We start from the raw sequence: 14,136 nt of genomic DNA, 5'->3' as shown, positions 1-14,136 counted from the left end.
CTTTCAGAAAGCGTCGCACCGAACGGTGCGGCGCTTTCTTTGTTTTGGCCTATCGCCTCGCGCGCGACGGCATTTTTTGTGGCCTATCGGAATGCGCGCGGCGCATTCCTGCTTGAGGCCGTTTCGTGAATAAGCTTGCCCGTTTCGCGCGCCGTGTTCGCCGTGTAAGAGCCTGAGCATGACCGTTTACCTGCATGAGGGCGACCTGCCCGACGATCTGGACCTGGGGTCCGAGGTCGCCATCGATTCCGAGACCATGGGCCTGCGTTTTCGCCGCGATCCGCTGTGCGTGGTGCAGCTGTCGTCGGGCGACGGAAACGCCCATGTCGTGCGGCTGAACCGGCCCGCCTATGACTGTCCGAACCTGAAGCGGGTGCTGACCGATCCGGCGGTGACCAAGATCTTCCATTTCGGCCGGTTCGACATCGGCATGTTCCTGCTGCACCTCGGCGTCGAGACGCGACCGGTCTATTGCACCAAGATCGCCTCCAAGCTGGCGCGCACCTATACCGACCGGCACGGGCTGAAGGACGTGGTGCGCGAGACGGTGGGCGTGGACCTGTCCAAGGCGCAGCAGTCCTCGGACTGGGGCGCCGAGACTCTGAGCCAGGCGCAGCTGGACTATGCGGCGTCGGATGTCCTTTATCTGCATGCGGCCAAGGCCAAGCTGGACATGATGCTGGCGCGCGAAGGGCGAACCGATTTGGCCGCTGAATGTTTCGACTTCCTGCCGACGCGGTCGGCGCTCGACCTGGCCGGCTGGGACGAGACCGACATCTTCGCCCACAGCTGAGGCGCGCTTGACCGAACACGGCGAACAGTCCCGCATCGAGGCCGACGAGGCCAGGGTCGCCCTGGCCGGCGCGCGCTGGCGTGCGCGTTCGCGGCGGGTGAAGCTGTATCGCCGCGTCCTGCCGATCATCATCCTGGTGCTGGCGGGCGGCGCCCTGACCTGGACCGTGTTTCGCACCGTCATGTCGGGGGTGGAGCGCAAGGCCAGCCAGAGCCAGGAAGTCCGGCTGGACGCCCCCCTGTTCCACGGTCAGGACGCGCAAGGCCGCGCTTTCACCGTCGGCGCCCAGGGCGCCGTGCGCGACCCCAATACCGGCAAGTTCAAACTGATCGGCCCGGCGCTGAAGCTGAATCTGGGCGGACGCAAGGTCACCGAACTGACCGCCGACGGCGGCCTCTATGACGAACAGGCCAAGACGGTGACGATCGGCCCGAACGTTCGCATTTCGGACGGTGGGACGGGCTTCGTCCTCACCACGCCCGAGGCGGTGGTCGACACCTCGACCGGAAACGTCACTGGTTCAAAGGGCGTTCAGGGTTCCGGCCCTATTGGAACCATCAACGCATCGTCCTATGCGATCTACGATCAGGGACAGCGCGTCGTGTTCGACGGCGCAGGCGACAACAAGGTGAAGGGCGTTCTGACGCCCAAGGGGTCAGGCGGATGATCGTGACGAAGATTTCGAAGACGCTGGCCGTCATCGCTGCGGCGGCCGTCGTGGTCATGCCGGTCCTGGTGGACGCCCAGGCCAAGGCGACCAATCAGCCCGTCGCCTATGGCGCGGACTCGGTCGAATACGCCCCCAACCGCATCATCCTGCGCGGCCGAGCGGAGGCGACGCAGGGCGGCAACCGCTTCCGCGCCGACACCCTGACCTTGGTCAGCGGCGAGGGCGGCGATCTGCAACGCGCCGAGGCCAGCGGCACGGTCTATTTCGTGACGCCCGATCAGTCGATGCGCGGCGACCGCGCCGTCTACAACCTGGGCAACGGCGAGATCGTGGTGACGGGCAACGTCATCCTGACCCAGGGCAAGAACGTCCTGACCGGCTCGCGCCTGGTTTACAACATCAACACCGAGACGGCCCGCATGGACGGCGCGCCGCGCGGCGCCGCCGGAAGCCGCGTGCAGGGCGTCTTCTATCCCAACTCGAACTGAGGCCGTCTGGCCGTCACGGACCTGAGCATTTGGCGCGCAAGGAACTGTCAGCCCTGAACCTGGACGAGCGGCCCCAACCGGCCGCCGTGGCGCCCGCGCCTGCGGAAAAGGGCCTGCGGGTGATGAACCTGGCCCGGTCGTTCGGCCAGCGCCAGGTGGTGCGCGACGTGTCGTTGACGGTGCAGCGCGGCGAGGTCGCGGGCCTGCTGGGTCCCAACGGCGCCGGCAAGACCACCTGCTTCTACATGATCACCGGCCTGATCCCGCCGGATTCGGGCGCGATCTGGCTGGACGGCGAGAACATCACCGGCCAGCCGATGTATCAGCGCAGCCGCATGGGCCTGGGCTATCTGGCGCAGGAAGCCTCGATCTTTCGCGGCATGACGGTCGAGCAGAACGTCAAGGCGGTGGTCGAGCTGAACTATCCGCGCGATCAGATCCGCGCCGAGACCGACCGGCTGCTGAACGAACTGCACATCGACCATCTGCGCCACGCGCGCGCCACGGCGCTGTCGGGCGGCGAGCGTCGGCGGGTGGAGATCGCGCGGGCGCTGGCCGGACGGCCGTCCTTCATGCTGCTGGACGAACCCTTCGCCGGCATCGACCCCCTGGCCATCGCCGACATCCGCACCGTGATCCGCTATCTGGCCAGCCAGGGCATCGGCGTGCTGATCACCGACCACAATGTGCGCGAGACCCTGGACATCACCGACCGTGTGTCGATCATCTCGAACGGCGCGGTGCTGTTCGAAGGCACGTCCGACGAGGCGATCCACGACGCCGAAGTGCGCCGGGTGTATCTGGGCGAAAACTACATCTGATCTGCGCTTTCGGCCGCTCGCTTACATGCCGTCATCCTCGGGCTTGACCCGAGGATCAGGTGGTCCGCGGCATCGCTGTCAGCATCGTCTCATTACGCACTGAACATCCGATCCTCGGGTCAAGCCCGAGGATGACGTGTTGAGGAATGCGTGCTCGCGCGCCGTTCGTCTCGCGTTAACCGGTTCGGCGACATTCTGTCCCAGCAAGTTCCGGGCCACTCGGCGGCCGGGCGGGAAGATTTCGAACGTGATCGGGCAAAGGTTAGAGGTCAGGCAGGGGCAGGGGCTGGTCATCACGCCCCAGCTGCAGCAGGCGATCAAGCTGCTGCAACTGTCGAACCTCGAGCTGGAGGACTTTGTCGAGGCCGAGCTGGAGCGCAATCCGCTGCTGCAACGCGAGGAGCCGGAGGGCGAGACGCCCGAGCCGGTCGAGCGCGTCGAGGCGACGGCGGACGGTGAAATGTCTTTCGGCGACGGGGTCGGCCATGAGGCCGTGTCCGGCATGGATGCGGGTTCGGACGATGTCTATGGCGACGCCGCGCCGGGCGAGCGCACCAGCGACCGGATGACTGACGAAGCCCAGCCTGGGCTGTCGGACTGGTCCAGCGCCGGCAAGGGTGGCCAGATGTTCGAGGGCGAGGGCGAGCGGCCCGACGCGCACGAGTTGACACTGTGGGAGCATCTTCAGGCCCAGGCGTCGAGCGCGGGCCTGACGCCGGCCGACCACGGCATCGCCCTGACCCTGATCGATGCGACCGACGAGGGCGGCTATCTGCGCGGAGAACTGACCGAATTCGCCGACCGGCTGGGCGTGCCGCTGGAGCGGATCGAGGCGGTGCTGAGCGTTTGTCACGGCTTCGAGCCGACCGGGATCATGGCGCGGTCGGTGCCGGAATGCCTGAAGCTGCAACTGATCGAGCGCAACCGGTTCGATCCGGCGATGGCGGCGCTGCTGGACAATCTGGACCTGCTGGCCAAGCGCGATCTGGCGGGCCTGCGCCGCGTCTGCGAGGTCGATGGCGAGGATCTGACCGACATGATCGCCGAACTGCGGGCGCTGACGCCGCGTCCGGGCGCAGGCTTCGGCGGCGAGCCGGCGCAGACGGTCGTGCCCGATGTGCATGTGCGGCCCGATCCCGCCGGCGGCTGGCGGGTCGAGCTGAACGCCGACACCCTGCCGCGCCTGTTGGTGGACAAACGCTATCACGGTCTGGTTCAGGCCGGCGCGCGCTCGGATACCGAAAAGACCTTCGTCGCCGACTGCGCCGCCCAGGCCAACTGGCTGGTCAAGTCGCTGGATCAGCGGGCCAAGACCATTCTGAAGGTCTCATCCGAGATCGTGCGCCAGCAGGACGCCTTCCTGGCCTTCGGCGTCGAGTTCCTGAGGCCGCTGAATCTTAAGACCGTCGCCGACGCCATCGGCATGCATGAATCGACCGTCAGCCGCGTCACCTCGAACAAATATATCGCCACGCCGCGGGGCGTGTTCGAGCTGAAATTCTTCTTCACCGCCGCCATCCAGTCGGTGGACGGCGCATCGACCCATTCGGCCGAAGCCGTCCGTCACAAGATCAAATCCATGATCGACGGCGAAGGGGTTGAGGGTGACGTTTTGTCCGACGACCGGATCGTGGAAATCCTGAAGGAAACGGGCATCGACATCGCCCGCCGCACCGTGGCCAAATATCGGGAAGCCTTGAGGATTCCGTCCTCGGTCGAGCGCCGCCGGATGATGAAGACCGGCTGACATCCATAGCCAAGCGTGACCACAAATCGGTGATCTGGATTGACACCAAATCGGGTCGGGCGCGTTCTATCGGCATGCAAGTCCAAGTCAGCGGCAAGCAAGTGGATGTCGGCGAAGCGTTAGGCTCGCGCATCTCCCAGGAACTCGAAGACGGGGTCGGAAAATACTTCGCCCGAGGCGGTGAAGACGCCGAGGTCGTGGTGTCCAAGGACGGCCACAACTTCAAGGTGGACTGTTGGGTCCGCCTCGCGTCGGGCCAGACCCTGGTGACGACCGGAATGGGCGGCGACGCCCACTCGGCCTTCACCGAGGCGCTGGATCGGCTCGAAAAGCGGGTTCGCCGCTACAAGCGCCGGCTCAAGGACCACCACATCGGACCCAAGGGTCTGTCGCCCGAGAAGACCGAAAACGCCGCCCGCGAAGTCGCACGCAGCATCGTGCTGCGTGATCCCGACAGCGTGGAAGACGACGTCTTCGGCGACACCAGCGAGAACGACGGCCCGCCGCCGGTGGGCATGGTCATCGCCGAAACCGAGCACGAAATCCGCACCATCACAGTCGGACGGGCCGTGCTGGAGCTGGATATGACGGGCTATCCGGTCGTGCTGTTCCGCAATGCGGCGCACGGCGGTCTGGCCGTCGTCTATCGTCGCCCGGACGGCAATGTGGGATGGATCGATCCCGAGCGGACGGCCAAGTCCAACGGTTCGGTGAACTAAGCCTCAGTTTGACTTCGGCGCGGTTGTCTCTAAACGGGCGGCCGCGCCGTTGTCTGCTGCGTGTATCGAGGTTGTGTAATGGACATCGGTGATCTGCTCGCGCCCAAGGGCGTGGTGCTGCGCAGCGGCGCGTCGTCCAAGCGACAGGCGCTGCACGCGCTGGCCGAGGCGGCTTCGCATGCGCTGGGCCTCGACGAAGCCCGTATTTTCGACGCCTTGATGGAACGCGAGACGCTGGGATCGACCGGACTGGGATCCGGGGTCGCGGTGCCGCACGCGCGTCTCACCGAGGTCGAGAAGGTGACGGCTGTTTTCGTGCGACTGGATACGCCTGTGGCCTATGATGCTGTGGACGACCGGCCGGTCGATCTGATCGTCGGCCTGTTCGCGCCGCCCAAGGCAGGGGCCGAGCATCTGAGGGCATTGGCGGCGGTGTCGCGCGCGCTGCGGTCGCCCGAACTGCGGGAGCAACTGAGACAGGCGCGCACGACCGATGCGATCCGCGCCCTGTTCGTCAAGGACGCCACGGCCGCGACAGCGGCCTGAACTTCGGCGTGAACGGCGGCGCCTGCGTGCCGCCATCCCCAAAATCAGTGAACGGAAACCGGCTCCAGCTCGTGCGCTACGGCGGCGGCGAAGGCGGTGTCGCGGTCGATCATGACCGCCAGACGCTCGCCGTCGGCGCTGTGGACGGCATAGAGCATCTGGCCGGGGTTCAGATCCACGTCCTTGATCTCGACCGCCTCTTCAAGCAGGTCCGAGGCCTTGATCTCGCGCACATACACCAGGTCGGGGGCGCCCAGTCCGGCAAAGTCTTCCTTGGTCATCGTCATCGGCGTCATTAGGACCGCCTCCTTCATATTTGACAACGCCCGGATCGCCGGGCGGTTCGAATGGCTGTGGTTTTCAGCCGGCCGTGATCGGAATGCGCCGCACCTGGCGCTCGGCCTCGGGCCGGATCAGGTCGACGTGCAACAGGCCGTGCTCCAGTCGGGCGCCCTCGACTTCCAGCCCGTCGGCCAGGACGAAGTTGCGAACGAAGCCGCGCGCCGCGATGCCGCGATGCAAAAAGGCCTGCTCACCCCTGCCGGCGTCGTCGCGTTTGCCGGCGATGGTCAGCTGCCGGCCGTCCAGGGTTATGGCCAGTTCGTCAGGCGCGAACCCGGCGACGGCCAGGCTGATGCGGACGCCCGCATCGCCGATCTGTTCGACATTGTAGGGCGGATAGCTTTCGGCCGCGGCCTTGGCGGCGCGGTCGATCAGGGCGCGGGTGTGGTCGAAGCCCAGCAGAAAGGGGCTGTCGAACAGCAGGGTGCGCGTCGTCGTCATCTGGGGTCCTTACGTCAGCGACCGAGCGGTCGGTCTCCCGCAATCGGCAAGACCGTCCGTCACAGATGAAGATGGGGGCTGGCGAGGGCGGGATCAACCGGCAGCCCCTGCGGTCCCCAAATCTCGTCATCCTCGGGCTTGACCCGAGGATCAGGCGTTGCACCGCTCATGCGGAAGGGCGTCGCGCGGCCGGGGCCGACTTCTAACGCGAAGCGGCGGATGATCCGGTCCTCGGGTCGAGCCCGAGGATGACGGACGGGGCGAAGGCGTCCCTAGTGGATGGTCTCGCCGTGCTGGGTATAGTCCAGCCCCTCCACCTCTTCGTCCTTGGTGACGCGCAGGCCCGTGGTGAACTTGCAGATCATCAGGACGACGAAGGTGCCTACCGCGCTCCAGGCGATGACGCCGACCAGGCCCACGGCCTGTTTCCACACGGTCGCCCCCTCCGACAGGGCATTGACGGTCGTGGTGGCGAAGACGCCGGTCAGCAGCGCGCCGACGATGCCGCCGACGCCGTGCACGCCAAACGCGTCCAGACTGTCGTCGTATTTCAGCGCGTGCTTCAGCCAGACCGCGCCCGCATAGCAGGCGGGACCGCCGATCAGGCCGATGAAGAAGGCGCCCTTGGGATCGACGAAACCGGCGGCGGGGGTGATGGCGACCAGACCGCCGACGACGCCCGACAACAGGCCCAGCAGGGTCGGACGCTTGCGATCGAACCATTCGATGGTCATCCAGCCCAGGGCGGCGCTGCCGGCGGCCAGTATGGTGTTGAAGGCGGCGGTCGCGGCCAGAGCATCCGCCGCGCCTGCTGACCCGGCGTTGAAGCCCAGCCACCCGACCAGCAGCAGGCCAGTGCCGATGGCGCTATAGACCAGGTTGGCGGGGGCCATGTTGTCGCGCCCGAAGCCGTGACGCGGCCCCAGCACCAGGGCGCAGACCAGGCCGGCGATACCGGCGTTGACGTGGACGACCGCGCCGCCCGCAAAGTCGAGCACGCCCAGCCCGCCCAGATAGCCGCCGCCCCAGACCTGGTGACAGATCGGCGCATAGACGATCAGGTGCCACAGGCCAAAGAACAGCAGGCTGGCCGAGAACTTCATCCGCTCGGCGAAGGCGCCGGCGATGAGGGCCGGGGTGATGATGGCGAAGGTCATCTGGAAGGCGACGAACAGCAGTTCTGGTAGGCCGGGCAGCAGGCTGTGGGCCGTCTGGGCCGTCACGCCGTTCAGGAAGGCGGCCTGCACCCCGCCGATGAAGCCATTGGCCGCCTCCGGTCCCTTGCCGAACGACAGGCTGTAGCCGACCAGGAACCACAGGACCGAGACGATGGCGAAGGCGGCCGCCGACTGGGCGACGACGCTGATGATGTTCTTCTTCCTGACCATGCCGCCGTAGAACAGGGCCAGACCCGGCAGGGTCATCAGCAGCACCAGGGCCGTCGAGGTCAGGATCCAGGCCGTCGCCGCCGTGTCGATGACCAGCGGCGCCTGATGCGCCAGCAGGGCCGGGGCCGCCAGGGCCGGTGAGGCGAAGGCCGCCGCCCCGGCGACGAGCGTGACGGCGAGGGCGGCGGATCGGGTCATGGCGGCTTTCTAAGGCAGGCGGTTCGGTGTCAGGCGGAGGTCTTCAGGCGTTCCGTGCGGGCGACGATGTCGGTCAGGGGCACGATGCGGACGAAGCGGTTCAGGCTGTTGTCCCAATCCGCCAGCAGACGCCGCGCCAGGGGCGAGGCCGTCGCGGCCAGATGAGCCTCGATCAGGCCCTTCAGTCGATCGGCAGCCTCTGCGTCCATGTCGGTCACGCTCGCCAGGTCGCCGTTCAAAGCGCGCTCGGCATGGCCCGGCTGGTCCAGCACGAACAGCTCGCCGCCGCTCATGCCCGCCGCCAGGTTCCAGCCGACCGGACCCAGGACGACCACGCGCCCGCCGGTCATATATTCGCAGCCGTGCGCGCCCAGCCCCTCGACCACGGCCTCGGCGCCGGAGTTTCTGACCGCGAACCGCTCGCCCGCCGCGCCGGCGACGAACAGACGGCCCGAGGTCGCGCCATACAGGGTGGTGTTGCCGCAGATCAGCTGATCCTCGCGCCATTCGGGCGTTCGGATCGAGATTTCGGCGCCCGACAAGCCCTTGCCGACATAGTCGTTGGCTTCGCCCGTCAGATGCAGTTCCAGCCCCTTGGCCGCAAAGGCGCCGAAGCTCTGACCCGCGATGCCTTCCAGCCGCAGCTTCAGACGACCTGCCGGACCTTGCGCGCCGAAGCGGCGCACGATGGCCGAGGACAGGGCCGCGCCGACCGTGCGCTGGGTGTTGTTCAGCGGATAGGACAGTTCCAGCGTCTGGCCGCGATCCAGGAAGCGCACGGCGTCCTTCAGCACGGCGGCGTCCAGGCTGTCGGCGATGGGCTTGCGCGTCGTCTTGTCGGCCCATTTGCCAGCCGCGCCCTCGTCCACCTGAACCAGCAGCGGGTTCAGGTCCAGGTCGTCCAGATGCGAGCCGCCGCGCCGGACCTGACGCAGCAGGTCTGTGCGGCCGATGATCTCGTCCATGGTGCGCGCGCCGATCGACGCCAGGATCTCGCGCGTCTCCTCGGCGATGAAGGTGAACAGGTTCACCACCTTGTCGGGCGTGCCGGTGAACTTCTCGCGCAGCCTTTCGTCCTGGGAGCAGACGCCGACGGGGCAGGTGTTCGAATGGCACTGACGCACCATCAGACAGCCCATGGCGATCAGGGCGGCGGTGCCGACGCCATATTCCTCGGCGCCCAGCATGGCGGCGATGACCACGTCGCGGCCGGTGCGGACGCCCCCATCCGTCCTCAGCGTGACCGAGCCGCGCAGATTGTTCAGCGTCAGCACCTGGTGGGCCTCGGCCAGGCCGATTTCCCACGGCAGGCCGGCGTGCTTGATCGACGTCTGGGGCGAGGCGCCGGTGCCGCCGTTGTGGCCGGCGATCAGGATGGCGTCCGCATTGGCCTTGGCCACGCCCGAGGCGATGGCGCCGATTCCCGAAGCGGACACCAGCTTCACCGTCACCCGCGCGTCGGGGTTGATGGCCTTCAGATCGTAGATGAGCTGGGCCAGATCCTCGATCGAATAGATGTCGTGGTGCGGGGGCGGCGAGATCAGGGTCGTGCCGGGCACGGCGTGGCGCATCCGGGCGATGAATTCGGTCACCTTGAAGCCCGGCAACTGCCCGCCCTCGCCGGGCTTGGCGCCCTGGGCCACCTTGATCTCGATCTCGCGGCACTGGTTCAGATATTCGGCGGTGACGCCGAACCGGCCCGAGGCCACCTGTTTCACCGCCGAGTTGGCGTCGTCGCCGTTCGGACGCGGGTGATAGCGTTCGGGATCCTCGCCGCCCTCGCCCGAGACCGAGCGGGCGCCGATGCGGTTCATGGCGATGTTCAGCGTCTCGTGCGCCTCTGGCCCCAGGGCGCCCAGCGACATGGCCTGGGTCAGGAAGCGGCGGCGGATGTCCGACACGCTCTCGACCTGGTCCAGCGGAATGGCCGTGCCTTCGCGGAAGTCCAGGAGGTCGCGCAGGGACAGGTCAGCCTGGGCGCGGACGACCTCGGAGAACTGCTTGAAGCGGCGATAGTCGCCTCGGTTGCAGGCGTCCTGCAGCAGGTGGATGGTCTTGGCCTCATGGGCGTGGGCCTCGCCGCCTGCGCGGATCTTGAAGAAGCCGCCGATGGCGGGCGACGGGACGGCCTCGCCCCAGGCCACCTTGTGCCGCTTCATCGCCGCCTGCTCCAGACCGGCTAGGCCGATGCCGGAGATGCGCGAGGGGGCGCCGGGGAAGAACTCGGCCGTAAGCGCTCGCGACAGGCCCAGCACCTCGAACTCGCAGCCGCCGCGATAGGCGGAGATGACGCTGATCCCCTTACGAGCCAGGGTCTTCAAAAGGCCCGCCTCGATGCCGGCCTTGTAGTTCAGACAGGCGTCGCGCAGCGTCAGTCCGGGATACAGGCCCCGGTCCAGACGCTCCTGGAACAGGTCCTGGGCCAGCCAGGCGTTGACGGTGGTGGCGCCGACCCCGACCAAAACCGCGAACCCGTGCGGGTCCAGCGTCTCGGCCGTGCGGACCACGATGGAGCAGTAGGTGCGCAGGCCCGCCTTGGTCAGGCGGCCGTGGACCCCGGCGGTGGCCAGGATCATCGGCGCGGCCAGACGATCCGCCGATCCGGCCTGGTCGGTCAGCACGATCAGGGCGGCGCCGTCGCGGGCGGCGGCCTCCGCCTCGTCCATGATGCGGTCCAGCGCGGCGCGAAGACCGGCGCCAGGCCTGTAGGCTTCCTTGGCGTCGTCGGTCGGCAGATCGTAGCTGCAGTCGATGACCACGGTCGAACCGGCGCCGACCGTGTCGATCATCCGCTCGTACATGCCGTTGGTCAGGACCGGGCTGTCCAGCACGAAGACGTCGGTCTGGGCCTCTTCCTCGGCCAGGATGTTGCCCAGGTTCTTGAACCGGGTCTTCAGGCTCATGGCCCCCGCTTCGCGCAGCGGGTCGATGGGCGGATTGGTGACCTGGCTGAAGTTCTGGCGGAAGTAATGCGACAGCGGCCGGGGCAGGGCCGACAGAACCGCCGGCGGGGCGTCATCGCCCATGGAGCCGACCGCCTCCTTGCCGTCACGCACCAGGGCGTCCAGCAGCAGGTCCAGGTCCTCGCGACTGTAACCGGCGGCGATCTGGCGGCGGGTCAGGGCCTCGCCCGAGGCCGAGCGCGGCTCTGGTCCGGGGCCGATGATCGGCTCCAGATCGACCATATTGTCCAGCCACTTGGTATAGGGGTGGGCGGCGGACAAGGCGTCGATGGCCTCATGCTCGTCATAGACGCGGCCATGCTTCAGATCGACGGCGATCAGCTTGCCGGGGCCGATGTGCAGGCGGCGCTTCACCCGGCTCTCGGGGATCGGCACCAGCCCGGCTTCGGAACCCGCCATCAGCAGGCCATCGACCGTCTCGACGGCGCGCAGCGGACGCAGGCCGTTGCGGTCCTTGCCCGCCACGATCCAGCGGCCGTCGGCGGCGCAGATGGCGGCCGGGCCGTCCCACGGCTCCATCACCGCGTTGCAATAGGCGTAGAAGGCCCGGTGTTCGGCGGGCATGACCACGTCGTCCTTGGCCCAGGCCTCGGGGATCAGCAGGGCCTTGGCCATCGGGGCGGGGCGACCGGCGTGGACCAGCACCTCCATGACATTGTCCAGGGCCGCCGAGTCCGACCCGCCCGGCTGAACCACCGGCTTGACCTCGCCGTCGCGGTCGCCGAAGGCGCCGGCCGCCATGCGGATCTCGTGCGACTTCATCCAGTTGAGGTTGCCCTTCAGCGTGTTGATCTCGCCGTTGTGGGCCATCATGCGGAAGGGCTGGGCCAGCTTCCATTCGGGGAAGGTGTTGGTCGAATAGCGCTGGTGGAATACCGCGTAGGCCGAGACGAAGCGCGGGTCTTCCAGGTCGGGATACAGGTCGCCCAGCAACTCGGCCCGCACCATCCCTTTGTAGGCGATGGAGCGCGCGGACAGGGTGCAGATATAGACGCCGGCCAGGTTCTCGGTCTTGACCGTCTTTTCGATGCGGCGGCGGCACAGATACAGTTCGCGCTCCAGCGCCTCGCCGTCCAGCGGTTGGCCCGCGTCGTCCAGCGGCGGGGCCAGCATGATCTGCTCGATCTCGGGCCGGGTCGCGCCGGCCTTGGTCCCGACGACGGACAGGTCGATGGGCGTCTGACGCCAGCCATAGATCCAAAAGCCGGCGCGCAGGGCCTCGGTCTCGACGATTGCGCGGGCGCGGTCCTGGGCGCCCAGGTCGGTGCGCGGCAGGAAGACCTGGCCGACGCAGATGGGGCCAGGACGCAGGGACTGGCCGATGGAGGCCACCTGCTCGGCGAAGAACCCTTGGGGCAGCTCGGCCATGATGCCCGCGCCGTCGCCCGACAGGCCGTCGGGATCGACCGCGCCCCGGTGGGCCACGGCCTTCAGGCTGCGGATCGCATATTCGACCACGTCGCGGCGCGGCGTGCCGTCTATGGAGCAGACCAGGCCGACGCCGCAGGCGTCGCGCTCGGAACTACGATCGTAAGCATTGCCGGCTTCCAGTCGGTCGCGGGTTGTTTCGTATTGATTCAGCCAGGTCATGCCGCGACCTCCTCGGTGCGGGTCTTGAAGTAGCGGTCGATCTCGGCGGCGGCGTCCTGGCCTTCGCGGACGGCCCAGACGACGAGCGAGGCGCCGCGCACGGCGTCGCCGGCAGCGAAGACGCCGGGCAGGCTGGTGGCGAAGCTGACCGAACCCACCTTGATGGTGCCGTCGTCGCGTAGGCGCAAATCGGCCTCATGCGCCGCGAACGGCTCGGGCGAGAAGCCCAGGGCCTCTATGACGATGTCGGCGGGCACGTCGAAGTCGGCGCCGGGAACCGGCACGATGTCGCGACGCTGGCCGGGCAGGCCTTCCGTCAACTGCATGCGCGCGGCGCGCACGCCCGTGACCTGGTCGCCTTGCGACAGCAAAGCCTTGGGCGCAGCCAGCCATTCGAAGGCGACGCCCTCTTCCTCGGCGTTGACGACCTCCCGGGCCGAGCCCGGCATGTTTTCGCGGTCGCGGCGATACAGGCAGGTGACGCTGGCCGCGCCTTGTCGGACGGCGGTGCGGACGCAGTCCATGGCGGTGTCGCCGCCGCCGATCACGACGACCCGCTTGCCGCGCGCCTCGTGCCAGCCGTCCTGTTCGGCGTCGCCAAGGTCGCGACGGTTCTGATGCGTCAGATAGGACAGGGCCGCCACTGTCGAATCCGGCCCGCGACCCGGCGCGGACAGGGTGCGGGGCTGATAGACGCCCATGGCCAGCAGGACGACGTCGTGGCGCTCGCGCAGCTCGGTCAGGGTCACGTCCTTGCCGACCTCGCAGCCCAGAACGAACCGGACCCCGCCGTCGATCAGCCGGTCCACGCGACGCTGCACGACGTGCTTTTCCAGCTTGAAGCCGGGGATGCCGTAGATCAGCAGGCCGCCGGCGCGGTCGTGGCGGTCATAGATCGTGACCTGATAGCCCTCGCAGCGCAGGCGGTCGGCGGCGGCCAGACCGGCCGGGCCGGCGCCGACGATGCCGACCGTTTCGCCGCGTTCGGCCGCCGGGCGGATCGGTTCGACCCATCCCTTTTCCCAGGCCTGGTCGCCCAGCCAGGCCTCGACCGAGCCGATGGTCACAGCGTCCCAGCCGGACTGGTTCAATGTGCAGGACCCTTCGCACAGTCGGTCCTGCGGGCAGATGCGGCCGCAGATTTCGGGCATGGTCGAGGTCAGGGACGCGACGCGCCAGGCCTCGCGTGGCTCGTTCTCGGCCGACAGGCGCAGCCAGTCGGGAATGTTGTTCTGAAGCGGGCAGGCGTTCTGGCAGAACGGCACGCCGCAGTCGGTGCAGCGCGACGCCTGTTTCTCGGCCGTCTCGGTCGAGGGCGGAATCGTGATCTCGCCAAAACCGCGTGCGCGTAGTTCGGCCGAGGCCTTGGACAGGCGGCGAGGTTCGACGACGAATGTCCCGCCTTGCTTAAGGGTCTTATGCATATCTCG

General features: G+C 67.7%; 12 protein-coding genes. 7 read left to right on the top strand and 5 right to left on the bottom strand.

The genetic code is table 11. The annotated features are described in order from the left end of the window. The first annotated feature begins 178 nt into the window (after positions 1-178). The 7 genes from LG306_RS15525 (at position 179) to ptsN (ending at position 5,784) form a co-directional block, all read left to right on the top strand. Positions 179-793 carry a ribonuclease D gene (locus LG306_RS15525; RefSeq protein WP_045809722.1) on the top strand — a complete coding sequence of 205 codons (615 nt, stop codon included), beginning with the start codon at positions 179-181 and terminating at the stop codon, positions 791-793. Between the two features lie 7 nt (positions 794-800). Next, positions 801-1,460: an LPS export ABC transporter periplasmic protein LptC gene (gene lptC / locus LG306_RS15520; protein ID WP_404416411.1), complete on the top strand. Its 660-nt coding sequence runs from the start codon at positions 801-803 to the stop codon at positions 1,458-1,460. After that, positions 1,457-1,951 carry an LptA/OstA family protein gene (locus LG306_RS15515; RefSeq protein ID WP_404416408.1) on the top strand — a complete coding sequence of 165 codons (495 nt, stop codon included), beginning with the start codon at positions 1,457-1,459 and terminating at the stop codon, positions 1,949-1,951. The genes lptC and LG306_RS15515 overlap by 4 nt, the downstream gene beginning before the upstream one ends. Positions 1,952-1,980: 29 nt before the next feature. After that, a complete protein-coding gene (lptB, locus tag LG306_RS15510; RefSeq protein WP_174087076.1) occupies positions 1,981-2,772 on the top strand; it encodes an LPS export ABC transporter ATP-binding protein in 792 nt (263 codons plus the stop codon). Positions 2,773-3,019: 247 nt separating this feature from the next. Next, positions 3,020-4,519, top strand: a complete 1,500-nt coding sequence (gene rpoN, locus LG306_RS15505) for an RNA polymerase factor sigma-54 (protein WP_404416404.1) — start codon at positions 3,020-3,022, stop codon at positions 4,517-4,519. A gap of 74 nt (positions 4,520-4,593) precedes the next feature. Further along, the gene (gene hpf / locus LG306_RS15500) at positions 4,594-5,238 is read left to right on the top strand and encodes a ribosome hibernation-promoting factor, HPF/YfiA family (protein ID WP_404416401.1); all 645 of its coding nucleotides are present in this window, start codon (positions 4,594-4,596) and stop codon (positions 5,236-5,238) included. A gap of 78 nt (positions 5,239-5,316) precedes the next feature. After that, complete coding sequence (gene ptsN / locus LG306_RS15495; protein WP_039244754.1) at positions 5,317-5,784, top strand: PTS IIA-like nitrogen regulatory protein PtsN; 468 nt, start codon at positions 5,317-5,319, stop codon at positions 5,782-5,784. A gap of 44 nt (positions 5,785-5,828) precedes the next feature. Here the strand turns inward: ptsN and LG306_RS15490 are convergent, their stop codons facing one another. From LG306_RS15490 to LG306_RS15470, 5 genes are all read right to left on the bottom strand, one after another. Next, on the bottom strand, positions 5,829-6,080 hold the full coding sequence (locus LG306_RS15490) for a DUF1150 domain-containing protein (RefSeq protein WP_017506777.1): 252 nt from the start codon (positions 6,078-6,080) through the stop codon (positions 5,829-5,831). Positions 6,081-6,144: 64 nt separating this feature from the next. Further along, complete coding sequence (locus LG306_RS15485; protein WP_039244752.1) at positions 6,145-6,567, bottom strand: Hsp20 family protein; 423 nt, start codon at positions 6,565-6,567, stop codon at positions 6,145-6,147. Positions 6,568-6,839: 272 nt separating this feature from the next. After that, the gene (locus LG306_RS15480; protein ID WP_404416396.1) at positions 6,840-8,153 is read right to left on the bottom strand and encodes an ammonium transporter; all 1,314 of its coding nucleotides are present in this window, start codon (positions 8,151-8,153) and stop codon (positions 6,840-6,842) included. Between the two features lie 29 nt (positions 8,154-8,182). Next, positions 8,183-12,706, bottom strand: coding sequence for a glutamate synthase large subunit (gene gltB, locus LG306_RS15475; protein WP_404416393.1), 4,524 nt, complete (start codon positions 12,704-12,706; stop codon positions 8,183-8,185). Continuing rightward, positions 12,703-14,130, bottom strand: a complete 1,428-nt coding sequence (locus LG306_RS15470; RefSeq protein WP_404416389.1) for an NAD(P)-dependent oxidoreductase — start codon at positions 14,128-14,130, stop codon at positions 12,703-12,705. The genes gltB and LG306_RS15470 overlap by 4 nt, the downstream gene beginning before the upstream one ends. Positions 14,131-14,136: the final 6 nt, after the last annotated feature.

Origin of the sequence: Brevundimonas vesicularis (assembly GCF_044807075.1) — a bacterium.
GTDB lineage: Bacteria > Pseudomonadota > Alphaproteobacteria > Caulobacterales > Caulobacteraceae > Brevundimonas > Brevundimonas vesicularis_G.
Note: the sequence above shows the minus strand (reverse complement) of the source record. Positions and strands in the feature narration are given on the sequence as shown.